Origin of the sequence: Amycolatopsis sp. FBCC-B4732, assembly GCF_023008405.1 — a bacterium.
Taxonomy (GTDB): Bacteria; Actinomycetota; Actinomycetes; order Mycobacteriales; family Pseudonocardiaceae; genus Amycolatopsis; species Amycolatopsis pretoriensis_A.
On the sequence record NZ_CP095376.1, the window covers coordinates 2,501,402 to 2,526,305 of the forward strand.

Sequence of the window (24,904 nt, forward strand, 5' to 3'; positions counted from 1 at the left end):
CCGACGGCGGGCAAAGCGCCCCGATGTGGCGTTGGGTGCGTCCAACGCACCGAACGCCACATCGGGTGCGTCAGATGCACCGAACGCCACAGTGGGGGCATGCCTCCCGAACTCATCTTGGGCGAGCTCGAAAGCCTCGCCTCCGACCAGGAAGCGTGAGACCCCCCATGACTTCGTCCAGACAGGACCGCATCGCGGCACTTCCCGCCCACCTGCGGGAGAAGCTGCGGGCGCGGATGGCGGGCACGGCCGGCGCGGCTCCGGAGATCCCGGCCGCCGACCGTTCCCGTCCCTTGCCGCTGTCGTCCGCCCAGCGCCGGCTGTGGTTCCTCAGCCGGCTGCGCCCGGACGACCCGGAGTACAACAGCGCCTTCGCCCTGCGCCTGACCGGGGCGCTCGACGTCGCCGCCCTGGCGACGGCGCTGACCGCGCTGGTCGCCCGGCACGAACCGCTGCGCACGACGTTCGCGGAGGTCGACGGCGAACCCGTGCAGCGGATCGAGCCGCCGTACGAGGTCGTGCTGCCCGTCGTCGACGTCGACCCCGGTGACCTGGACGCCGTGCTGCGGGCCGAGTACGCGAAGCCGTTCGACCTCGGGCGCGGGCCGCTGCTGCGCGCCCTGCTGGCGAAGCTCGGCACGGACGAACACGTCCTGCTGGTGAGCGTGCACCACATCGCCACCGACGGTGCGTCGATGGGCGTGCTCACCTCGGACCTGGGCGTGCTCTACCGCGGCGGGGACCTGCCCGCGCAGGCGGTGCAGTACGCGGACTTCGCGGCTTGGCAGCACGAACGCCCGACGCGGGCGGCCGGGCTGGCGCACTGGAAGCGGCAGCTCGACGGCGTCGTCCCGCTGGAGCTGCCCACCGACCACCCGCGGCCGGCCGCCAAGGGCACGGCGGGTGCGGTGACCGAGTTCGCCGTGCCGGACGACGTTTCCGCGCGGCTCGCCGAGCTGGCGCGGACGTCGGAGACCACGCTGTTCACCGTGCTGCTGGCCGCGAGCCAGGCGCTGTTCGCCCGGTGGTCCGGGCAGGACGACATCGCGCTCGGGACGGTCGTGCAGGGGCGCGACCGCCCGGAGCTGGAGCGGGTCGTCGGGTTCTTCGTGAACACCGTCGTGCTGCGGTCCACTGTGGACACCGAACGGCCCTTCGCCGCGCACCTGGGGGTGGCACGGCAGACTGTGCTGGACGCGTTCGCCCACGACGACGTGCCCTTCGACGAACTGGTCGGCACCACCCGCGACCCGGGCCGCAACCCGCTGTTCGACGTGATGGTGCTGCTGCACACCGCGACCGGCGGCGGGATCTCCCTGCCGGGACTGGCGGTCGAGGCGGTCGGCGTCGGGCGCGACTCGTCGAACTTCGACCTCACGGTGGAGTTCGAGGAGTCCGGCGGCCGGCTGGCCGGTCTGGTGGAGTACAGCACCGAGCTGTTCGACGCGCCCACGATCGACCGGCTCGTCACGCACCTCGTGCGGCTGCTGTCGGCGATCGCGGCGGACCCCGGCCGGCCGATCGCGGAGCTGCCGCTGATGACCGGGGCGGAGGAGCGGCGGCTGCTGGAGTGGGGGACCCGCACCGGCGACGTCCCCGCCGGCACCGTCGTCGACTCGCTCGACCACCACGCCCGCACCCGCCCCGGCGCGACCGCGCTCGTCTGCGGCGCGACCCGGCTCACCTTCGCCGAACTGGCCGCCCGCACCGACGCCCTCGCCGCGGACCTCGCCGCCCGGGGCGCCGGGCCGGAGCGGGTCGTCGCCGTGCTGCTGCCGCGGTCCGCCGACGCCATCGTCGCGCTGTTCGCCGTGCTCAAGGCCGGTGCCGTGCACCTCTCGATCGACCCCGGCCTGCCGCCGGAACGGATCCGGGTGCTGCTGGCCGACACCGACCCGGTCGTCGTCCTCGAAGACGTCACCGCCCCGGCAGGTACGTGCTCCCGGAGACCGCGCCCGGCCGACGCCGCCTACGTCATCCACACCTCCGGCTCGAGCGGGACCCCCAAGGGCGTCGTCGTCGAACACGCGGCGCTGATGAACCTGCTCGCTGACCACCGCACCGTCTTCGGCGGCGAACCCCTGCGCGTCGCCCTCACCGCGACGCTGTCCTTCGACACCTCCTGGGAAGGCCCGGTCCTGCTCGCCGACGGGCACGAGCTGCACCTGATCGACGACGAGACCCGCCTCGACCCGGCCGCGCTGACCCGGTACGTGCGCGCCGAGCGCGTCGACTTCCTCGACGTCACCCCCTCCTACCTGCGCCAGCTGCTCCCGGCCGGCCTGCTCACCGGCGAGCACCGGCCGCGGTTCCTCATGGTCGGCGGCGAAGCCCTCGCCGACGACCTCTGGCGCGAACTCGCCGCCGCGGACACCCGCGCGCACAACTACTACGGGCCCACCGAGTCCACTGTGGACGCCACCCGCACGCTGATCGACGGCGAGCGGCCGGTGATCGGGCGGCCGCTCGGGAACGTCCGGGCGTACGTCCTCGACGAGCACCTCCGGCTCGTCCCGCCCGGCGTCCCCGGCGAACTCTGCCTCGCCGGTGCCCAGCTCGCCCGCGGCTACCTCGGCCGCCCGGGGCTGACCGCGGACCGGTTCACCGCCGACCCCTTCGGCGCGCCCGGGACCAGGCTCTACCGCACCGGCGACCGCGCGCGGTGGACCGCCGACGGGCAGCTGGAGCACCTCGGGCGCCTCGACGACCAGGTCAAGGTCCGCGGCTTCCGCATCGAACCCGGCGAAGTCGAAGCGGCGCTCCGGGCGCAACCCGGTGTAGCCGACGCCGCCGTGGACGCGCGCGGCGGGCGGCTCGTGGCCTACGTCGTCGGCACCACCGACGGCCTGCGCACCGCTCTGGGCCGGACCCTGCCCGCCCACCTCGTCCCGGCGGCCTTCGTCCCGCTCGACCGGCTGCCACTCACCCGGCACGGCAAGCTGGACCGCCGCGCCCTGCCCGACCCGGAACTCGCCGCCGCCACCGAATACGTCGCCCCGCGCACCGAGCGGGAGCAGCTCGTCGCCGAGGTCTGGGCGGAGGTCCTGGGTGTCGAGCGCGTCGGCGTCGACGACGACTTCTTCGACCTGGGCGGGGATTCCCTGCGCGGTATCCGCGTGGTCGCCCGGCTGCGGGACGCGCTCGGCACCGACGTCCCGGCCCGGCTGGTCTTCACCGCGCCGACCCCGGCCCGGCTGGCCGCCGAACTGCCCGACGCGGCCATCCCCGCCGAGCGGATCCCGCTCCTGCCGCGCGACGGCGGCCGCCTCGAAGCGCCGCTTTCCTTCGCGCAGCAACGGCTCTGGTTCCTCGACGAGTTCGAGCCGGGCAGCACCGAGTACGTCTCGCCGACTGCCCTGAGGCTGCGCGGCGAGCTGGACACCGCCGCGCTCGACCGGGCGTTCACCGCGCTGGTGGCCCGGCACGAATCCCTGCGCACGACGTTCGCCACGGTCGACGGCCACGGCGTCCAGATCGTCCACCCGCCGCACGCCGTGCGGGTGCCCGTGACCGACGGGGACCTGGACTCCGCGCTGGCCGGCGCGGCCGGGCCGGTGGACCTGCACACCGGGCCGCTGCTGCGGGTCGCGCTCACCCGGCTCGCCCCCGACGACCACGTGCTGACCCTGGTGCTGCACCACATCGTCACCGACGGCTGGTCCGCCGGCGTGCTGCTGGCCGAACTCGCCGCGCTCTACCGCGACGAGGAACTGCCGCCGTTGCCGATCCAGTACGCCGACTACGCGGTCTGGCAGCGCCGTCGCCTCGACGGCGCCGAGCTCGAAGGGCAGCTCAGCTACTGGCGCCATCGCCTCGACGGCGTCCCGGTGCTGGACCTGCCCACCGACCGGCCGCGCCCGGCCGTCCGCACGAAGAACGGTTCCCTGCACGAGTTCAGCATCCCGGCCGGGACCACCGCGCGCCTGCAGGAGCTGTCCCGCCGGCACGGCGGCACCCTGTTCATGACGCTGCTCGCCGCCTGCCAGCTCCTGTTCGCCCGCTGGTCCGGGCAGCGCGACATCGCGGTCGGCACCGTCGTCTCCGGCCGCGAGCGCACCGAACTCGAAGGCCTGGTCGGGTTCTTCGTCAACACCCTCGTCCTGCGGTCCACTGTGGACCTGAAGGCCGGCTTCGGCGAGTTCCTCGGCGGCGTCCGCGACACCGTGCTCGACGCGTTCGCCCACCAGGACGTCCCGTTCGACCGCGTCGTCGACGACCTGCAACCCGACCGCGACACCAGCCGCACCCCGCTGTGCCAGGCGATGGTCGTGCTGCACAACACCCCCGACGCGCGGCCGGCCATGCCCGGCCTGGACGTCGAGGAGCTGGCACCGCCGGTCGTCACCGCGGGCTTCGACCTGATGGTCCACTTCCAGGAGACGGCCGGCCGGCTCGACGGCGTCGTCAACTACAACACCGACCTCTTCGACGCGGCCACGATCGAGCGGCTGACCGGCTGGTTGCACACCCTCCTCGACGGCATCGCCGCGACCCCGGACCGCCCGCTCACCCGGCTGCCCTGGACCACCGCCGCCGACCGCGAGCTCGTCCTGACGCGGTGGAACCCGGCCGCGGTCGCCGCCGCGGAACCGACGTTGCCGGAGCTGTTCGCCGCGCAGGCCGCGCGCACGCCGGACGCCGTCGCGGTGACCAGCGGGCGCACCGAGCTGACCTACCGCGAGCTGGACCGGCGCGCGAACCGCCTCGCCCACCGGCTGATCGCCGAGGGGGCCGGGCCGGAGCGGCTGGTCGCGCTGCGGCTGCCGCGCTCGGCCGACCTCGTGGTGGCGGTGCTCGCCGTGCTCAAGGCCGGCGCCGGCTACCTGCCGATCGACCCCGCCTACCCGGCGGCGCGGATCGAGGCGATGCTGGCCGACGCGAACCCGGTGTGCGTCGTCGACAGCGTCGCCGCCGACGGGCGGCCCGACACCGATCCCGGGGTGCGCGTCGACCCCGGCAACACCGCCTACGTCATCTACACCTCGGGCTCGACCGGCGTGCCCAAGGGCGTGCTCGTCCCGCACGCCAACGTCACGCGCCTGTTCTCCTCGACCGCGCACTGGTTCGAGTTCGGCGAGCGGGACGTCTGGACGCTGTTCCACTCCTACGCCTTCGACTTCTCGGTGTGGGAGCTGTGGGGCGCGCTGCTGCACGGCGGCCGGCTCGTCGTCGTGCCCGCCGACACCGTCCGCTCGCCGGAGGACTTCCTCGCGCTGCTGGCCGAGCAGCGGGTGACCGTGCTCAACCAGACGCCCTCGGCGTTCTACCGGCTGGGCACGCTGCCGTCCCCGCCGCTGAGCCTGCGGTACGTGGTCTTCGGCGGCGAGGCGCTGGACGCGTCCCGGCTCGCCGACTGGCGGCGGCGGCACCCCGGCGGCCCGCGGCTGGTGAACATGTACGGCATCACCGAAACCACCGTGCACGTCACCCACCGGGTGCTCGACGAGCACGGTCCGGCCACCGCCGGCGTGCCGATCCCGGACCTGCGCGCGTACGTCCTCGACGCCGATCTCGAGCCGGTCCCGCCCGGCGTCACCGGCGAGCTGTACGTCGCCGGCGCGGGCCTGGCCCGCGGCTACCTGAACCGGGCGGGCCTGACGGCGTCCCGGTTCCTCGCCGACCCGTTCGGCGCGCCCGGCACGCGGATGTACCGCACCGGCGACCTGCTGCGCTGGACCGGCGGCGGCGAGCTGGACTACCGCGGCCGCGCCGACCAGCAGGTGAAGATCCGCGGCTTCCGCATCGAACTCGGCGAGGTCGAGGCGGCGCTGAGCGCGCACCCCGACGTCACCGGGGCGGCCGTGCTCGCCCACGGCACCGGCGACGCGCGCCGGCTCGTCGCCTACCTCACCGGCGCCGTCCCCGGCACGACGGCGTTGCGGGAGTTCCTCGCGCGGTCGCTGCCCGCGCACATGGTCCCCGCGGTGTTCGTGCCGCTGGAGAAGCTGCCGCTCAACGCCAACGGCAAGCTCGACCAGCGCGCGCTGCCCGAGCCGGGTGCGCGCACCGAAACCCGGTACGTGGCCCCGCGCACGGACGTCGAGACCACGCTCACCGGCGTGTGGTCGGCGGTGCTCGGCGTCGACCGGGTCGGCGTCGAGGACAACTTCTTCGGCCTGGGCGGCGACTCGATCCTCAGCATCCAGGTCGTCGCCCGGGCCCGGCAGGCCGGGCTGACGGTGTCGTCGAAGGACCTCTTCCGGCACCAGACCATCGCCGAGCTGGCCCGCGTCGTCACCGCGGGCGCCCCGGTGGCACCCGCACCGGAGGAACCGCGCGGCCCCGCGCCGCTCGGCCCCATCCAGTCGTGGCTGTTCGAGCACCTGGCCGAACCGTGGCGGCTCACCATGTCCGTCCACCTCGTACTGTCCTCGGTGGACGTTCCCGCGCTGGTTTCCGCGCTGCGCCGCGTCGCCGAGCGGCACGACGCCCTGCGGATGCGGTTCTCCCGCGGTGACGGCGGCTGGACGCAGGAACCCGCCGGAACCGAAGACGCCGACGTGCTGCGGCACGTCGATCTGTCCGAAGTGGACGACGTGCCCGCGGCCCTGCACGCCGAAGCGCTGCGCGCGCAGACGTCGCTCGACATCGTCGCCGGGCCGGTGTGGCGCGCGGTGCTGTTCACCTTCGCCGACCGCCCGCCGCAGCTGTTCCTGACCGCGCACCACCTGGTCATGGACGGCGTCTCGTGGCGCATCCTGCTCGCCGACCTCGACCGCGCCTACCACGGCGAAGCACTGGAACCGGTCGGTACGTCCTTCACGCACTGGGCCCGCACCCTGGCCGCGCACGCGAAACTGGGACACCTCGACAACCAGGTCGGGTACTGGGAAACTGCTCTGCGCGAGGCGCCGCCGGAACTCCCGGTCGACCGGTCCGGCCGCGCCACCGCCCGATCGGGGCGCGCGGTCTCGGTGTCACTTGGCCGGACCGAGACCGCGGCGCTCCTCCAGGACGTGCCCTCGGCGTACCGGACCGAGGTCAACGACGTCCTGCTGAGCGCGCTCGGCCGCGTGCTCGCCCGCTGGACCGGCCGCGAGCGCGTCCTGGTCGCGATGGAGGGCCACGGCCGCGAGGAAATCGCGGCACCGCACGAACTGTCCCGCACGATCGGCTGGTTCACCGCCCAGTACCCGCTGGCCCTCACCGTGCCCGGCGGCGACTGGGGCGAGGTCCTCAAGACCGTCAAGGAACAGCTGCGCGCGGTCCCCGACAAGGGCGCCGGCTACGAAGCCCTGCGCTACCTGGGCGACGCCGGCTTCCGCGACCACCCCGCACCGCGGATCTCGTTCAACTACCACGGCCGCTGGGACGTCGGGAGCGACGACGACGGCTGGTACCGCGGCCGGGGCGAGAGCCTCGGGCACGACGTCGACCCGGACGCCACCCGGCCCTACCTGCTCGACGTCATCGGCGTCGTCGAGGGCGGCGAGCTGCACCTGACCTGGGAGTACTCGACCGAAGTCCACGACGAGAGCACGGTCCGCGCGCTCGCCGAAGAGACCCTGGACGCCCTGCGCGGCATCATCGGCCACTGCGCCGAGGCGGGCGGGCGCACGCCGTCGGACTTCCCGCTGGCCCGGCTCGACCAGGCCGGTGTCGACCGCTTGGCGGGCGACGGCCGCGACGTCGAGGACATCTACCCGCTGACCCCGCTGCAGGCCGGCATGCTGTTCCACAGCCTGGTCGACCAGGGCTCGAACGCCTACTTCGACCAGTTCCGGCTGCGGCTCGCGGGCGTCGGCGATCCGGCCGCGCTCGCCGAGGCATGGCAGCGGGTCGTCGACCGCACGCCGATCCTGCGCACCAGCACCGTGTGGGACGGCGTCGAGGAACCGCTCCAGCGCGTCCACCGCGACGTGCGCGTGCCGGTCACGCACCACGACTGGCGCGGCCGCACCCCGGCCGAGCAGGAGGCCGGGCTGGCGGACCTGCTGGCCGCCGACCTGGCCGCGGGCATGGACCTGACCGCGCCGCCGCTGATGCGCCTGGCCATCGCCCGGCTCACCGACGACGAGGTCCAGCTGCTGTGGACCTCCCACCACGTCCTGCTCGACGGCTGGAGCACCGCGCAGGTGTTCGGCGAGGTCGTCGAGCAGTACGCGGCGATCGACGGCGGCCGGGCCGCGCGGCTGGTGCCCCGCCGTCCGTTCCGCGACTACCTCGGCTGGCTCGCCGGGCAGGACCGCGGTGAGGCCGAAGACCACTGGCGTGCCGCACTTTCCGGGTTCACCACGCCGACGCCGCTGCCGTACGACCGGCGCCCGCGCGAAGCCCACGGCGCCGAGTCCGCGGACGCGGTGCTCGTCGAGCTCACCCCGGAGGAGTCGGCCGGCGTGCACGCCGCGGCGAAGGCCGCCGCGCTGACCGTGAACACCGTCGTGCAAGGCGCGTGGGCGGTCCTGCTGTCCCGCTACGCCGGAGAATCCGACGTCCTGTTCGGCACCACCGTGTCCGGCCGCCCGGAGAACCTGCCGGGTGTCGAGGCGATGATCGGCATGTTCATCAACACCGTGCCGACCCGCGTGGAAGTCCGGAGTGGACAGCCGGTGGCCGGGTGGCTGCGCGAGCTGCAGGCGGCGCAGGCCGAGGCCCGCCGCCACGACTTCCTGGCGCTGTCCCAGGTGCAGGCGTTCACCGGGGTCCCGGCGGGCACCGCGCTGTTCGACAGCGTCGTGGTGTTCGAGAACTACCCGATCGAGGACAGCGGGCAGGACGGCGTGCGCGTGGTCGACGTCGATTCCCTCGACACCACGAGCTTCCCGCTGAACCTGACCGCCTACCTGCACGACCGGCTGGGCCTGGAGCTGTCCTACGACCCGCGGTTGTTCGACGAGGCCACCGCGCGGCGGCTGGCCGGGCAGCTCGCCGGGCTCGTCCGTGCCTTCGCCGCCGACCCGGAAGGCCGGCTCGGCGCGCTGTCGTCGCTGACCGCCGCCGAGCGGCACGACCTGCTGACGTGGGGCCGTGGTGAGCCGCGGGAGGTTCCCGAGGGCACGATCCTCGACGTCTTCGAGGCGACCGCCGCCCGCACCCCGCACGAGACCGCGCTCGTCTTCCGCGACACCGTCCTGGACTTCGCCGAGGTCGACGCGCGAGCCACCCGCCTGGCGCGGGAGCTGGTCGCCCGGGGAGCGGGGCCGGAGCGGGTGGTCGCGGTCGCGCTGCCGCGCTCGGCCGACGCCGTCATCGCCGTGCTGGCGATCTTCAAGGCGGGCGCGGTGTATCTGCCGATCGACCCGGACCTGCCCGAAGAACGCGTGCGGTTCCTGCTCGAAGACGCGCGCCCGGCGGTCGTCCTCGGCCGTCCCACCGACCCGGCACCCCCGACGGCGCCCGGGCGGGCGAGCGCGGACACGGCCGCGTACGTCATCTACACCTCCGGCTCGACCGGCACGCCCAAGGGCGTCGTGGTCGAGCACCGCGCCCTGGTGAACCTCCTGGCCGCCCACCGCGGTGGCTTCTTCGGCCGGACGCGGCAGCGGTTCGCGCTCACCGCGTCCCTGTCCTTCGACACCTCGTGGGAAGGGCTGCTGGCGCTGGCCGACGGGCACGAGCTACACGTGCTCGACGACGACACCCGGCTCGACCCGGCGGCCGCCGTCCGCTACCTGCACGGGCACCGGATCGACCTGCTCGACCTCACCCCGGCCTACCTGCGCCAGCTCGTGGACGCCGGGCTGCTGACCGGGGACCACCGGCCGGGCACGGTGATGGTCGGCGGCGAGGCGACCGGCGAGGCGCTCTGGCGGGAGCTGGCCGCGTCCGGCGTGACCTGCCTCAACTACTACGGCCCGACCGAAGTGACCGTCGACGCCGTGCACGAGCCGGTGACCGGGGACCGGCCGCTGATCGGGCGGCCGCTGCCGAACCTGGCCGCGTACGTGCTCGACGCCGACGGCGAACCGGTGCCCGCGGGGGTGCCGGGGGAGCTGTTCCTCGCCGGGCCCCAGCTCGCCCGCGGCTACCTCGGCCGCCCGGGGCTGACCGCGGACCGGTTCGTGGCCGATCCCTTCGGCCCGCCCGGGGGCCGGATGTACCGCACCGGCGACCGCGTCCGCTGGACCGGCGACGGCCGGCTCGACTACCTCGGCCGCGTCGACGACCAGGTCAAGATCCGCGGCTTCCGCGTCGAACCCGGCGAGGTCGAAGCGGTCCTGCGCCGGCACCCGGCGGTCGCCGACACGACCGTGGCCGCCCGCGAAGGCCGGCTCGTCGCCTACGTCGTCGGCGAGACCGGCGGCCTGCGCGACTGGCTGCGCGACCGGCTGCCCGGCCACCTCGTGCCGACGGCATACGTGTCACTGGACGCGTTGCCGCTGACCCGCAACGGCAAGGTCGACCGCCGCGCGCTGCCCGCGCCCGGCCTGGACGCGACGAGGGAGTTCGTGGCCCCGCGGACGGAAACCGAACGGCGGCTGGCCGCGATCTGGGCCGGCGTGCTCGGCCTCGACCGGGTGGGCGTCACCGACAGCTTCTTCGAGCTGGGCGGCGACTCCCTGCTCAGCATGAAGATCACCTCGCGGGTGCGCGCCGAACTCGGCGTCGAGGTCTCGCCGCGCGTGCTGTTCACCGCGCCGACGCTGGGCGGGTTCGCCGCCGCGCTGCCGGCCGGGCCGTCCGCGGTCGAGCCGATCCCGGTCGTCGCCCGCGACGGCGCCCTGCCGCTCTCCTTCGCCCAGCAACGGTTGTGGTTCCTCGACGAGTTCGAACCCGGCGGCACCGAGTACCTGTCGCCCACCGCGTTGCTGCTGCGCGGCGACCTCGACGTCGAGGCGCTGCGGCGGGCGCTGGACACGCTGGTCGCGCGGCACGAGTCGCTGCGCACGACGTTCGGCGCGGTCGACGGCCGCGGCGTCCAGTACGTGGGGGAGCCGTACGCGGTCGACTTGCCCGTCGAGGAGTTCGACGAGGACGCGCTCGCGCGGGAAGCCCTGCGGCCGTTCGACCTGCGCACCGGCCCGGTGCTGCGGGCGCGGCTGTTCCGGCGGTCGCCCACCGAGCACGTGCTCCTGCTGGCGATGCACCACATCGTCACCGACGGCTGGTCGGCCGGGGTGCTGGCCACCGAGCTCGACACCTGCTACGCGGCCCACCTCCGCGGAGACGAGCCGGACCTGCCGCCGTTGCCGGTGCAGTACGCGGACTTCGCGGCCTGGCACCGCGACCGGCCCGAGCCGGCCGAGCAGCTGGGCTTCTGGCGGGACCGGCTGGCCGGGCTCGCCCCGCTGGAGCTGCCCACCGACCGGCCGCGCCCGGCCGTGCGCACCACGGAAGGGGAGTGGCTCGGCTTCGACGTCCCGGCCGGCGTCGCGGCGAAACTGCGTGAGCTGGCGAGTGCCCAGGGCGGCACGCTGTTCATGACGCTCGTGGCCGCCTGCCAGGTGCTGCTGGCCCAGTGGGCCGGGCAGGACGACGTCGCCGTCGGCACGGTCACGGCCGGGCGGGACCGCGCCGAACTGGAGCGGCTCGTCGGGTTCTTCGTCGGGACGCTGACCCTGCGCTCCACAGTGGACACCCGCCGCACCTTCCGGGAGTTCGTGGCCGGGGTGCGCGAGACCGTGCTGGACGCGTTCGCGCACCAGGACGTGCCGTTCGAGCAGGTGGTGGACGCGGTGCAGCCGGTCCGCGACCCGAGCCGGACCCCGCTGTTCCAGGCGATGGTCGTGCTGCAGAACACCGGTGACCGGCCCGGCGGCGGCACGCTCGTCGCGGGCGAGGTCGCGCTGCCGGCGGTGTCGGCGCCGTTCGACCTGCTCGTGCAGTTCGAGGACGACGGCGGTGCGCTGACCGGCGCGGTCAACTACAACACCGGCCTGTTCGAAGCGGCGACCATCGACCGGCTGGTGGCCCGCCTGCGGACGCTGCTGACCGCGCTCGTCGCCGAACCGGACCGCCCGATGGCGACGCTCGCGCCGCTGCCCGCGGCCGAAGCGGACCGGTTGCGCGCCTGGAACGACACCGCGCGCGCGGTCCCGCCGGCGTCGCTGGCGGAGCTGGTCGAGGCGCAGGCGGACCGCACGCCGGACGCGGCCGCGCTGGTGTCGGAGGACGAGACGGTGACCTTCGCGGAGCTGAACGCGCGGGCGAACCGGCTGGCCCGGCTGCTCGCCGAGCGCGGCGCGGGCCCGGAGCGGGTCGTCGCCGTGCGGCTGCCGCGGTCGGTCGCGCTGGTCGTGACCGAACTCGCCGTGGCGAAGACGGGGGCCGCGTTCCTGCCGGTCGACCCCGGCTACCCGGCCGAGCGGATCCGGTTCATGCTCGAGGACGCCCGCCCGGTCTTCGTGGTCGACGCCGGGCTCGACGTGCCGGGCTACCCGGACACCAACCTCGGCCGGCCGGCCGACCCCGATTCACCGGCGTACGTGATCTACACGTCCGGCTCGACCGGGCGGCCCAAGGGCGTCGTCGTCACCCACCGCGGGCTGGCGTCGTTCTCCGCCGCCGAGATCGAGCACTGCGACGTGCGCACCGGGGACCGGGTGCTCGCGTTCAGCTCGCCGAGCTTCGACGCGTCGATCCTGGAGCTGTGCCTCTCGCTGCCCGCCGGGGCGGCGCTGGTCGTGCCGCCGGAGGGCCCGTTGCTCGGCGACCAGCTGGCGGATGTCCTGCGGCAGCGGGGGATCACGCACGCGCTGATCCCGCCGGTCGCGCTGGCGACCGTGCCCGACGTGGCCCTGCCGGACTTCCGCACGCTGCTCGTCGGCGGCGACGCGTGCCCGGCCGAGCTGGTGGCGCGGTGGGCGCCGGGCCGCCGGATGATCAACGCGTACGGCCCGACCGAGGCCACCGTCGTCACCTCGTGGAGCGGGCCGCTCGAACCGGGCGGCACCCCGCCGATCGGGCGGCCGATCGCGAACACCGCGGTGCACGTCCTGGACGCGGCGCTGCGGCCGGTGCCGATCGGGACGCCCGGCGAGCTGTACGTCAGCGGGGCCGGCCTGGCGCGGGGCTACCTGGACCGGCCGGGCCTGACCGCGGACCGGTTCGTCGCGAACCCCTTCGGCGAGCCGGGGTCCCGGATGTACCGGACCGGCGACGTCGTCCGCTGGACGGCCGCCGGGGAGCTGTGGTTCGCCGGGCGCGTCGACGAGCAGGTCAAGATCCGCGGGTTCCGGGTGGAGCTCGGCGAGATCGAGGCGGCGCTGCGGCGGCACCCGGACGTCCGGGAGGCCGTCGTGGTCGCCCGGGAGTTCGACGGGCACAAGCGGCTCGTCGCCTACGTCGTCGGCGAGGTGGCCGACCTGCGCACGCACCTGGGCGACTCGCTGCCGGACTACCTGGTGCCGTCGGTGTTCGTGCCGCTCGACGCCGTGCCGGTGACGGCGAACGGGAAGGTCGACCGCGCGGCGCTGCCGGAGCCGGACTTCACGGCGATGCCGACCGCGGAGTTCGTGGCCCCGCGCACGGACGTCGAGTCGACGCTCGCCGGGGTGTGGTCGGCGGTGCTCGGCCTGCCCCGGGTCGGCGTCACGGACAACTTCTTCGAGCTCGGCGGGGATTCGATCCTCGCCATCCAGGTCGTGCACCGGACGCGGCAGGCCGGGCTGGCGATGCGGTCGAAGGACCTGTTCACCCACCAGACGGTCGCCGAGCTGGCCACGGTCGTGCACGCGGCCGAGGACGCGGTCGAGGAGCGGGTGGCCGTCGTCGGCGACGTCCCGCTGACGCCGATCCAGCAGTGGTTCTTCGCCTCGGAGCCGGCGAACCCGGCGCACTTCAACCAGTCCGTGCTCGTCGAGCTGGCCGGCCCGGTGGACGAGGAAGCGTTGCGGCAGGCGCTCGACGAGGTGATCGCGCACCACGACGCTCTGCGGTTGCGCTTCGAGCGGACCGCCGACGGCTGGACGCAGCACAACGCGCCGGTGGAGGCGGGAGCCGCGCTGCGCGTGGTCCCCGCGGCGGACCTCGAGCGGGCCGCCGACGAGGCGCAGGCGAGCTTCGACCTCGCGCACCCGCCCCAGCTGCGCGCGCTGCTGTCCGACGACGACGATCCGCGGCTGTTCCTGGCCGCGCACCACCTCGTCGTCGACGCGGTGTCGTGGGGCATCCTGCTGGAGGACCTGGAGCGGGCGTACCGGCAGATCAAGGCGGGGGAGAAGGCCGACCTCGGCCCGAAGACGACGTCGTTCCGCGACTGGGCGCACCGGCTGCGGGAGTTCACCGAGGCCGGTGGCCTCGACGGCGAACGCGAGCACTGGGCACGTGACCTGCCGGGCTGCGCGATCCCCCGAGACCGGACCGCGTCTCCACCGGGCGCACCGGATCTGGTGACGGTCGGCATCGACGAGCGGGCGACGGATGCGTTGCTGCACCTGGCGCCCGGGGCGTACCGGACGCGCATCAACGACGTCCTGCTCGCCGCGCTGGCCCGGGCGCTCACCCGCTGGACGGGCGAGCCGGCCGTGTCGGTCGATCTGGAGGGGCACGGGCGCGAGGAAATCCTCGAGGGCGCGGACCTGTCGCGGACCGTCGGCTGGTTCACGACGCTGTTCCCGGTGGCGCTGACGGTGGACCCGGCGGCGGGGTGGCGTGACCTCGTGAAGGCGGTCCGGCGGCAGCTGCGGGCGGTGCCGGGCAACGGGTTCGGGTTCGGGGCGTTGCGGTGCTATCGCGACCCTTCGCTCGGCGCGCGGACCCCGGAGGTGGCGTTCAACTACCTGGGGCAGGGCGACCACGCGGGCGAGGGGGACGGGTTGTACCTGCGCGCCCACCCGCCGATCGGCCGCGAGCAGGACCCGGCGAACCGGCCACCGCACGTGCTGGAGGTGGTCGGCGGCGTGCGGGACGGGCGGCTGGAGTTCTCGTGGTTCTACCGCCCGGACCTGCACGAGCGGGCGACGGTGACGGCGGTGGCGACCGACTTCGCCGCGGCGCTGCGTGCAATCGCGGCCGACTGCCGGGGAGACCGCCCGTGACCCGCGGCGACCACTTGCCGGGCCAGGCTGCGGACGGCACCGACCCGGCCGCGCCAACCGGCGGCGCTGCTCGCGGCCACAGCAGCGACGGCAGCGGTTCCGGTGTCGCACCTGACCGCGCCGCTGGCGATCGCGGCCGCCAGCCGACCCAGCCTCGCCTCGGGGACAGCGGCCGCACCGCGGGCGCCGGTGGTGGCGCGACCGCCGGCGTCGGTGGTGCGGGCGATCGTGGCCGGTCGTCGGTCCCCGTCCGGCTCGGGGGGAACCGGGACTACCGGCTGCTCTGGACCGGGCAGGTCGTCTCCGAAGCCGGGTTCAGCACCACCATGATCGCGTTCCCCCTGCTCGTGCTGGCGCTGACCGGCTCCGCCGCGCAATCAGGTCTCGTCGTCGGTGCGGTCGCGATCGCGCAGCTCGTCGCGGGGCTGCCCGCCGGGGCGCTGGTCGATCGGTGGCCGCGCAAGCTGGTCATGCTCGCGTGTGAAGCGGTGCAAGCCGTTGCGGCCGCGGGGCTCGTGCTCGCTCTCTGGTGGGGCGGGGCCGGCGTGGGGCTGCTGGTCGTCGTCGCCGTCGTGATGGGGGTGTGCCGCGCGCTGTTCGAGCCGGCGGAAGAGGCGAGCCTGCCGCGGCTGGTGGCCGACGAACAGGTGCCGGCCGCGGTCGCGATGAACGCGGCGCGGACCAGTGCCGGGCAGCTGTCGGGCACCGCGCTCGGCGGGTTCCTGTTCGCCGTGGGGCGGCTGGTGCCGTTCGCCTTCGACGTGGTCGCGCACGTGTTCGCGTTCGTGTCGCTGGTGTTCGTGCGGCTGCCGGGCCGTCCCGCGCCGGCCGAGCGGGCGCCCGCGCACCTGGGGCGGGAGATCCTCGAAGGGTTGCGGTGGGTGTGGCAGCAGCCGCGGCTGCGCGTCACGGTCTTCTGCGTGGTGAGCCTGAACCTGTTCTTCTCCGCCTACTACCTGGTGATCATCGTGCTGGCGAACGAGCGCGGCGTGCCGTCCGGCGAAATCGGCGTGATGGCGGCGATGCTCGGCGCGGGCGGGATCCTCGGCGCGCTGGCGGCGCCGTACCTGCACCGCAAGCTCAGCCCGTACGTGCTGATCGCCGGGGTGTTCTGGGCGCTGACGGTGCTGACCCCGCTCGCCGTGTTCGTCCACAGTGGATACGTGATGGGCGCGCTGTTCGCCGTGATCGCGTTCCTGCCGCCGGCGGCCAACACGACGATCAGCACCTACCAGCTCCTGTTCACCCCCGACCACCTCCGCGGCCGCCTCGGCGGGGTCCTCGGCGTGACGGGCGGCCTCGCGGCGGCGCTCGGGCCGGCACTGGGCGGCTGGCTGGTGGAGGTCCTCCCCGGCCCGGCGGCGGTCCTGACCTGCGCGGCCGCCATCGCGGTGGTCACCCTCCTGACGACGTTCAGCGGCACCCTCCGCGGTTTCCCCGCGGTGGCGCAGCTGCGCGAGCTCGAAGAAACCCCCAACCCGTAACAGAAAGGAACCCCGATGGACGACAACACCACCTTCCAGGTCCTGGTCAACGACGAGGAGCAGTACTCCCTCTGGCCGGCGGACAAGGAGGTACCGGCGGGCTGGCGCCCGGACGGCACGACGGGCACCCGCCAGGAGTGCATGGACCACGTGGACGAGGTCTGGACGGACATGCGCCCCCGCAGCCTCCGCGACCGCATGGCGGCGCAGTAGCCGGACGGCTTGGCGGCCGGCTGACAGCGCCGCGACCGTGCGGCGGCGCAGTAGCCCGACAGCTCCGGCCGGGGCGGTTCCCGAGGTGGGGACCGCCCCGGCCGGTTTGCCACGCCGCCGGCCCGCGCCCGTACTTCGGCGGCGAGCCGACCGGGGCGAACCCGGCGCCGTCGATGAGCCCGCTGCGGCTGGGCGCGACCCGGCGCGGTCGCGGACTTCCGCCTGTTCGGCCGGGCATCGGGAACCGGCGGTGAATCGTTGTCGACCGATTCCCGGCCGGGCGGGGTTAAACTGTCCGGCTATCGACCCGTCGCCGGAGGGGGAAAGCCATGCCCGCCGTCTTCATTTCGCACTCGTCGGCGAACAAGACGTTCGTCAAGCGCCTGGCGATGGACCTGGCCCAGCGCGGTTTCGAAGTGTGGTACGACGAATGGCGCCTGGACGTCGGCGCCCGGCTGACCGAGACGATCCGCGCGAGCCTGGGTGCGTCGTCCTTCGTGCTGGTGGCCATGTCGGCCGAGATGCTGGCGTCGGACTGGGTGAAGCGGGAGATCGACCAGGCCCTCGAAATCGAGCGCACCGAATAGCGGGACATCATCCTGCCGGTACGGTTGGACGATTCCGAACTCCCCGCCAGTCTCGCCGACCGGTTGTACGCGGATTTCTCCCAGGGCGGTTATTTGCCTTCACTGCAGACGTTGTGCACCCAATTGCACCGGCAGCTCGACGGGCTCCCGGCCGGCCTCGAGCCGCACCGGGAAATCATCCCGCTGTTCGTCACCCGCGAGGTCGACCTCGACGTCGTCCAGCTCGAAGAGCGCGTCGGCCAGCTGGTGGCCCGCCACGGGACCGGGTACCCGGTCGACGCGACCCAGTTCCGGCTGCCCGACGAGCCGGAGTACCGGATGCTGCGGCGCCGGATGCTCGACCGGCTGGAGAACCTGAAGGAGGACCCGTACTACACGGCGGACTTCGCGATCGACTTCCGCCACCGCTACGCGGCCGTGCTGCGGGACGAAGAAGCGTTGCTGCGCAACCTGGCCACACTGGTGACCCGGCGCGGCATCGCCGGTGGCCGCTTCGCGTTCGCGACCGAGTCGTACCGCTGGTACTGGAAGCTGATGCGCACCCGGATCTTGTCGGCGCTCTGCACGATGCAGAACCCCGACCTGCCGAAGTCCGACCAGGTCGGCTACGACGCGACCCGGATGGACAGCCGCACGGAGGCCGTCTACGGCGTCGCCCGGACGGCGGGGGTCCACGTCATCGACCCGGCCACGCACGACTACTACTCGGTCGACATCGACGCGGCCTCCGGCCTGGTCCGCGACTGGGAGAGCACGTACTACGCGGGCCCGGAACGGCTGATGGCGTCGGGGGAGATGGACATGCTCGCCAAGTGGGTCATCCCGCAGGCCCTGGCTCAGGAGGGCAAGTTCGAACACTGGGACGCGGCCGACAGGCTGCTGATCGGCCTCCGCTGAGCGCCTACGCCGCCGCGGTGGCGGCCGCCCGGATCGGTGGCGGGTCGGGTTTCGCAGGTCGCCGGTTGGGGGCCGCGGGAGGGCTGCGGCGCGGATTGGCGCAGCCCTGGCGATCGAGAGGTCCGGCGCGTGGATCGCCGGCGGTCGTGGTGCGGCGCCCGCTGATCGGCCTCCGCTGAGCGCCTACGCCGCCGCGGTGGCGGCCGCCCGGACGGGTGGCGGGTCGGGTTTCGCAGGTCGCCGGTTGGGGGCCGCGGGAGGGCTGCGGCGCGGATTGGCGCAGCCCTGGCGATCGAGAGGTCCGGCGTGTGGATCGCTGGGGCGGCGGTCGTGGTGCGGCGTCCGCTGATCGGCCTCCGCTGAGCGCCTACGCCGCCGCGGTGGCGGCCGCCCGGACGGGTGGCGGGTCGGGTTTCGCAGGTCGCCGGTTGGGGGCCGCGGGAGGGCTGCGGCGCGGATTGGCGCAGCCCTGGCGATCGAGAGGTCCGGCGTGTGGATCGCTGGGGCGGCGGTCGTGGTGCGGCGCCCGCTGATCGGCCTCCGCTGAGCGCCTACGCCGCCGCGGTGGCGGCCGCCCGGACGGGTGGCGGGTCGGGTTTCGCAGGTCGCCGGTTGCGGGCCGCGGGAGGGCTGCGGCGCGGATTGGCGCAGCCCTGGCGATCGAGAGGTCCGGCGCGCCGATCGCTGGGGCGGCGGTCGTGGTGCGGCGCCCGCGTCGGGCACCGGGTCCCTACGCCGCCGCGGTGGCGGCCGCCCGGACCACCAGGTCCCGCAGGTACCGGTGCTCGGGGTCGTCGTCGTGGATGGGGTGCCACCACATCGCCTCGACCAGCTCGCCCGCGTCGAACGGGCACGGCAGCACGCGGATCCCCGACGACGGCGGGATCCGCCCGGCCAGGCGGCGCTGCAGCAGCGCGATCCGGTCCGAACCCGCCACGAGACCGGGAATGGTCAGGAACGTCTCCGTGACGATCTGCACCCGCGGCTCGATCCCGAGCGTGCGCAGGCGGCGCGCGGCCGGTGTCGACGCCGTCGGGCCGTGGTAGGTCACCACCCACGGGAGCGTCTCGAGCTGCTCGATCGTCAGCCGGTCGCCGACGGCGGCGTTGGTGGTCGCGACCAGGCAGACCCACTCGTCGCGGTAGAGGTCCTGATGGGGGAGTTCGGCGAGCAGGAAGCCGTGGGGGAGGACCAGCAAATCGGCGTTCACCAGCACCTGGGGCGCGTCGTCGACCGTCTCCGGGATGTTCGGCACGAACCGCAGCCGGGCGCCCGGGGCCTCCTCGGCGAGCAGGCGAGCGATCGTGTCGCCCAGAACCGCGATCGTGTAGTCGCTGATCAGGAGCTTGAACTCGCGGGTGGACGAGCCCGGGTCGAAGTCGGGGGCCGCCGCGAAGACGCGTTCGACGCCCGGGAGTGCCGTCTGGACGCGCTCCTTCACGCGGATGGCCAGCGGCGTCAGCCGGTACTGGTTGCCCGTCCTGGCCAGCAGCTCGTCGCCGAAGTGGCGGCGCAGCCGCGCGAGCTGCGCCGAGACCGCCGGCTGGCTCAGGCCCAGCCGCTCGGCCGCGCGCGACACGCTGCGCTCGCGCAGCAGCGCGTCCAGGGTGACGAGGAGGTTGAGATCCACTCCGCCACTATCCACCACGCTGATACTCCGTATCAACGATTTCGTCTTCCTGAATACTCCGTGGCTGCCCGAGAGTGAACGGGTGGATCGCACCGACCCCGAAAGCGCCATCGCCGCCGCTGCCGCCCGCTGTTCCAACCGCGGCCGGTGGGGCGACGACGACGTGCTCGGCACCCTGAACTTCCTCGACGACGCCAAACGCCGTGCGGGCGCCGCGCTCGTCCGCCGGGGCGCGAGCTTCTCGCTCGCCCAGACCTTCGACGCCGATGGCCCGCAACGGGGCTGGCGCCGCCGGACCAACCCCGTGCACACGATGCTGGACACCGGCGTCGACGCCGAGCGCGGCACCCAGGGCTTCCCGCACGGCCTCGGCGGCGCCGACGACGTCGTCTTCATGCCGCTGCAGGCCTCGACCCAGTGGGACGGCCTCGGCCACATCTTCGACCACGGCGTCGCCTACAACGGCCGCCGGGCCGGGGACGTCGTGACCAGCGAAGGCGACCGCGTCACCGGCATCGAGACCACCGCCGGGCGGATCGCCGGCCGCGGGGTGCTGCTCGACGTCGGCCGCGCGCTCGGGGACGGTGAACTGCCGGACGGCTTCGCGATCACCGCCGAGCACCTCGACGCGACGATCGCCGCGCAGGGCGAGACCGCGCGCGTCGGCCGGGGCGACCTGCTGCTGGTGCGGACCGGCCGGCTCGCCCGCGCCCGGCGCGAAGGCTGGGGCGACTACGCCGGCGGCGACTCGCCCGGGTTGTCGTTCACCACCGCGGACTGGCTGCACCGCACGGAGATCGCCGGGATCGCGACCGACACCTGGGGGTTCGAGGTGCGGCCCAACGAGTTCGACGTCGCCTTCCAGCCGCTGCACCAGGTCGTCATCCCGCACGTCGGGCTGTTCCTCGGCGAGATGTGGGACCTCGACGCGCTGGCGGCCGACTGCGCCGCCGACGGCGTCTTCGAGTTCTGGCTGACCGCCGCACCCCTGCCGGTGACCGGGGCCGTCGGCGCCCCGGTCGCGCCGATCGCCGTCAAGTAGGAGGCCGCCATGCCCGCCGTGAACACCGTCCTCGTGGTCGGCGCCGGCCTCGCCGGGACCGGCACCGCGATCCTGCTCGCCTCCCGCGGCGTCGCCGTCGACCTCGTCGAAACCCGGCCCGCGATCGGCGCCGGGGGATCGGGCATCACCTTGCAGGGCAACGCCTTGCGCGTGCTGCGCGACCTCGGCGTGTGGCCCGCCGTGCGGGCCGGGGGCTACTGCTTCGACAGCCTGGGCCTGCGCGCGCCGGACGGCACCCTGCTGGCCGAGTTCCCCGACGCCCGCACCGGCGGCCCGGACCTGCCCGCGACGCTGGGGATGCCGCGGCCCGCGCTCGCCCGCGTCCTCGGGGACCGAGCCCGCGAGGCGGGCGCGAAGATCCGCTTCGGGCTGTCGCCGACCGAGCTCACCGAGGACGGCGACGTCACCTTCTCGGACGGCTCGACCGGCCGCTACGACCTGGTCGTCGGCGCCGACGGGATCCGCTCCGCGACGCGCGGGCTGCTCGGCATCGACGCCCGGACCCGCGCGACCGGGATGGGGATCTGGCGCGCGTTCGGCCCGCGGCCGGCGTCGGTGACGCGGACGGACCTCTGCTACGGCGGCCCGTGCTACATCGCCGGCTACTGCCCGACCGGCGAGGATTCGCTGTACGCCTACGTCGTCGAAAAGGCCCGGAACCGGAGTTTCCTGACCCCGGAGCAGCGGCTCGCGACCCTGCGGGACCTCGCGGCGGGCTACCACGGTCCGTGGGACGAGATCCGCGAGACGCTCGTCGACCCGGCCCGCGTGAACTACACGTGGTTTGAGACCCACGTCGTCCCGCCGCCGTGGCACCGCGGCCGCGTCGTGCTCATCGGTGACGCCGCGCACGCCTGCCCGCCGACGCTGGCCCAAGGCGGCGCGCAGGCCCTCGAAGACGCCGCGGTGCTCGCCGAGCTCCTGCTCGCCGCCGACGCGCTCGACGACGACCTGCTGGCCGCGTTCACCGCCCGCCGGTACGGCCGCGCGCGGGCCGTCGTCGACGCCTCGAACCAGCTCGGCCAGTGGCTGCTCGACGGCGACCGCGGGGACGTCCCCGGCCTGATGCGCGAGATCGCCACCCTCGTCACCCCACCCGCCTGAGAGGAACCCATGATCACCCACCTGCGCCACGTCGACCTCGCCGTGCCCGACCTGGCCCGGCAGCGGGACTTCTTCACCGGCGCCTGGGGGCTGTCCGCCGAGCACACCGACTCGGGGATCGCCTTCCTCGCCGCCGAAGGCTCGCCGGAGCAGTACGTCGTCCGGCTCCGCGAGGCGGCCGACAAGCGCATCGACCTCGTCGCGTTCGGGGTGGCCTCGGTGTCCGATGTGGACACGCTGGCGGAGCGTCTCGCCGTCGCCGGCGTCACCTTGGTCTCCGAGCCGGGCGGCATGACCACGCCCGGCGGCGGCTACGGGTTCCGGTTCTTCGACAACGAGGGCCGCACGATCGAGATCAGCGCCGACGTCGCCGTGCGCCGGCACCGCAGGATCGAAGCGGGCGAGCACATCCCGGTCCGGCTGTCCCACGTCGTCCTCAACTCCGCGAACCCCGAGGAGACCCGCGCCTTCTACGAGAAGCACCTCGGGTTCCGGCTTTCGGACATCCTGATGCACCCGCGGATGGGTGAGATGATGTGGTTCCTGCGCATCAACTCCTGGCACCACAGCCTCGCCATCGCGCGCGGCCCGCACCCGTCGCTGCACCACGCGTCCTTCGAGCTGCGCGGGCTCGACGAGTACATGCGCGGCACCGGGAAGCTGCTGCGCGCGGGCGTCGAGAAGATCTGGGGCCCGGGCCGGCACCTGGCCGGCAACAACACCTTCTCCTACTTCCTCGACCCGCACGGCAACACCGTCGAGTACACGACCGAGCTGGAGCTGGTCGACGAGGACGCCTGGCACCCGCACCTCTACGACTTCAGCGACCCCGCGGTGAGCGACCAGTGGGGCACGGCGAACGCGATGGACGAGTTCGTCGCCCGCAAGTCGTTCAACGACCCGGACCGGGGCCTGTTCCTCGCGCCGCCGGTCTGAGCCGTGCGCTTCGCCACCTACCGCCACGACGGCGGCACGCACGCCGGAGTCGTCGCCGGCGACGGACTCCACCCGCTGCCCGAAGGCACCACCGTCCTGGGGCTCGTCCGAACAGGACTGCCCACCGCCCTGGCACTGGGGGAGCACGCGTTGGGCGCGCCCGCGGTGCCGATCGAGCGGGTCCGGCTGCTGCCGCCGCTGGACCCGCCGACCGTGCGCGACTTCGTCACCTTCGAAGCGCACGTCGAAGGGATCGCCGGCGGCGTCGTGCCGGAGTGGTACGAGGCCCCGACGTTCTACTTCACCAACCCGTACGCGCTCGTCGGCGCCCACGACGACGTGCCGGTGCCACCGGGCTCGCGGGCGTTCGACTTCGAGCTGGAAGTCGCCGCGGTGGTCGGCCGCGACGGCTCGTCGCTGACCCCGGCCGAGGCGCGCGACGCGATCTTCGGTTACACGATCCTCAACGACTGGTCCGCGCGGGACCTGCAGCGCCGCGAGATGAAGGTCAACCTGGGGCCCGCCAAGGGAAAGGACTCCGCGACGACGCTGGGGCCGTGGCTGGTCACCGCCGACGAGCTGGCGCCGTTCCACGACGCCGAAGGCTTCCTGACGCTGGAGATGCGGGTGTCGGTCAACGGAACCGAAGTCGGCCGTGACTCGCTGGCCCACATGGGCTGGCCGTTCGAAGACCTCGTTTCCTACGCCTCGCGCGGCACGTGGGTCCGTGCCGGCGACGTGCTCGGCTCGGGCACCTGCGGCAACGGCGGCTGCCTCGCCGAACTGTGGGGCCGTGGCCGGGAGGTCCCGCCGCTCGCACCCGGCGACGTCGTCGAGATGACCGTCGACGGGCTGGGCACGATCCGCAACACCGTCGTCGCCGGCCCCGACCTGCCACCCGTCGCGCCCGCGCGGCGGCGAACCTCCTGAAAGGACAGTCCGTGTTCGAGTACTTCCCCGGCAACTACGTCTGGAACCTGGGCGTCGTCGCGACGCTCAACAGCGGCGGCCTCATCGACGAGGTCGACCGGGCCTGCCGTCCCATCAAGGAAGCCGCGCAGCGCGGGGAAGACGCCGGGACGGCCGACTTCCTGCGGGCCTGGACCGAGCTGACCGACGAGCTCGCGGACCGGGCCGGGGAAGCCGAGCGGGCCGGGCACGTCCGGACCGCCAAGCAGCTCTACGCCCGCGCTACCAACTACCTCTGCCAGGCCGAGCGGATGCAGAGCGCGTCGGCGCCGGGCCGGCTCGACACCTACCGGCGCGTGCTCGCCCTGCAGGAGAAGGCGTTCGAGACGGTCACGCGCGTCGAAGTCCCGTACGAGGGCACCACGCTGCCCGCGTACTTCAGCCGCGCGGGCACGGGCCGGGCGCCGGTGGTGATTATGTGGAATGGGCTGGACTCCACCAAGGAGCACATGTACGCCTCGCGCCACTGGGAGGAACTGGCGGCGCGCGGGATCTCGTGCCTGATGGTCGACTGCCCGGGTTCCGGGGAGGCGCTGCGCCTGCAGGGGCTCACCGCCCGCGTCGACACCGAAGCCTGGGCGGCGGCGTGCGTCGACTACCTCGAAACCCGCGACGACGTCGACCCGGCCCGCGTCGGCCTGGTCGGCTGGTCACTCGGCGGTTACTACGCGCCCCGGGCGGCGGCGTTCGAGAAGCGGCTCGCCCTGGTCGTGGCCTGGGGCGCGAACCACGACTGGGGTGCGGTGCAGCGCCGCCGGCTGCAGCGCGAAGGCGAGCGCCCGGTGCCGCACTACTGGGAACACGTGCTGTGGGTGTGGGGGCACGACGACCTCGAGCGGTTCATCGACTTCGCCGGCGCGGTCACCCTCGACGGCGTCGTCGAGAAGATCACCGTGCCCTTCCTGATCTGCCACGGCGAGAACGACCGCCAGATCCCGCTCGAGTACGCCCACCGCTCCTACGACCAGGCGACGGCGAGCCCGGACCGGCGGCTGCGGATCTTCACCGCGGCCGAAGGCGGCGCCGAGCACATCGGGCTCGACCACCTTTCCCACCCCAGCACCTACATCGCCGACTGGGTCGCCGAAGTCTTCCGCTGAGCG

Annotated in this window: 11 protein-coding genes; 10 read left to right on the forward strand and 1 reads right to left on the reverse strand. The window is 74.0% G+C overall.

What is annotated here, in order from left to right; all coding sequences use genetic code 11:
• The first annotated feature begins 167 nt into the window (after positions 1–167).
• The 5 genes from MUY14_RS10660 (at position 168) to MUY14_RS10680 (ending at position 18,099) form a co-directional block, all read left to right on the forward strand.
• Positions 168–14,918, forward strand: coding sequence for a non-ribosomal peptide synthase/polyketide synthase (locus MUY14_RS10660; RefSeq protein ID WP_247022791.1), 14,751 nt, complete (start codon positions 168–170; stop codon positions 14,916–14,918).
• Complete coding sequence (locus MUY14_RS10665) at positions 14,915–16,402, forward strand: MFS transporter (RefSeq protein ID WP_315863268.1); 1,488 nt, start codon at positions 14,915–14,917, stop codon at positions 16,400–16,402. Before MUY14_RS10660 ends, MUY14_RS10665 begins: the two co-directional genes overlap by 4 nt.
• A gap of 15 nt (positions 16,403–16,417) precedes the next feature.
• On the forward strand, positions 16,418–16,615 hold the full coding sequence (locus tag MUY14_RS10670) for an MbtH family NRPS accessory protein (RefSeq protein WP_247022792.1): 198 nt from the start codon (positions 16,418–16,420) through the stop codon (positions 16,613–16,615).
• 329 nt (positions 16,616–16,944) lie between these two features.
• On the forward strand, positions 16,945–17,202 hold the full coding sequence (locus MUY14_RS10675) for a toll/interleukin-1 receptor domain-containing protein (RefSeq protein ID WP_247022793.1): 258 nt from the start codon (positions 16,945–16,947) through the stop codon (positions 17,200–17,202).
• A 24-nt stretch (positions 17,203–17,226) separates the two neighbouring features.
• Positions 17,227–18,099 carry a hypothetical protein gene (locus MUY14_RS10680; RefSeq protein WP_247022794.1) on the forward strand — a complete coding sequence of 291 codons (873 nt, stop codon included), beginning with the start codon at positions 17,227–17,229 and terminating at the stop codon, positions 18,097–18,099.
• Between the two features lie 730 nt (positions 18,100–18,829).
• On the opposite strand, the gene MUY14_RS10685 is transcribed toward MUY14_RS10680, so the two are convergent.
• A complete protein-coding gene (locus tag MUY14_RS10685) occupies positions 18,830–19,729 on the reverse strand; it encodes a LysR family transcriptional regulator (protein WP_247022795.1) in 900 nt (299 codons plus the stop codon).
• A gap of 82 nt (positions 19,730–19,811) precedes the next feature.
• Here MUY14_RS10685 and MUY14_RS10690 point away from each other — a divergent pair, with 82 nt between their 5' ends.
• From MUY14_RS10690 to MUY14_RS10710, 5 genes are read left to right on the forward strand one after another with little or no spacing between them, the layout of a single operon-like run.
• Positions 19,812–20,771, forward strand: coding sequence for a cyclase family protein (locus MUY14_RS10690; protein ID WP_247022796.1), 960 nt, complete (start codon positions 19,812–19,814; stop codon positions 20,769–20,771).
• Positions 20,772–20,780: 9 nt separating this feature from the next.
• Positions 20,781–21,896: an FAD-dependent monooxygenase gene (locus MUY14_RS10695; RefSeq protein ID WP_247022797.1), complete on the forward strand. Its 1,116-nt coding sequence runs from the start codon at positions 20,781–20,783 to the stop codon at positions 21,894–21,896.
• A 9-nt stretch (positions 21,897–21,905) separates the two neighbouring features.
• Positions 21,906–22,832: a VOC family protein gene (locus tag MUY14_RS10700; protein WP_247022798.1), complete on the forward strand. Its 927-nt coding sequence runs from the start codon at positions 21,906–21,908 to the stop codon at positions 22,830–22,832.
• Between the two features lie 3 nt (positions 22,833–22,835).
• Positions 22,836–23,762 carry a fumarylacetoacetate hydrolase family protein gene (locus MUY14_RS10705; protein WP_247022799.1) on the forward strand — a complete coding sequence of 309 codons (927 nt, stop codon included), beginning with the start codon at positions 22,836–22,838 and terminating at the stop codon, positions 23,760–23,762.
• A gap of 11 nt (positions 23,763–23,773) precedes the next feature.
• Complete coding sequence (locus MUY14_RS10710; protein WP_247022800.1) at positions 23,774–24,901, forward strand: S9 family peptidase; 1,128 nt, start codon at positions 23,774–23,776, stop codon at positions 24,899–24,901.
• The last annotated feature ends 3 nt before the right edge of the window (positions 24,902–24,904 follow it).

Coding starts and splice junctions, on each gene's coding strand:
- MUY14_RS10670 (WP_247022792.1), top strand. CDS start 16,418: ATGGACGACAACACCACCTTCCAGGTCCTGGTCAACGACGAGGAGCAG.
- MUY14_RS10695 (WP_247022797.1), top strand. CDS start 20,781: ATGCCCGCCGTGAACACCGTCCTCGTGGTCGGCGCCGGCCTCGCCGGG.
- MUY14_RS10675 (WP_247022793.1), top strand. CDS start 16,945: ATGCCCGCCGTCTTCATTTCGCACTCGTCGGCGAACAAGACGTTCGTC.
- MUY14_RS10700 (WP_247022798.1), top strand. CDS start 21,906: ATGATCACCCACCTGCGCCACGTCGACCTCGCCGTGCCCGACCTGGCC.
- MUY14_RS10660 (WP_247022791.1), top strand. CDS start 168: ATGACTTCGTCCAGACAGGACCGCATCGCGGCACTTCCCGCCCACCTG.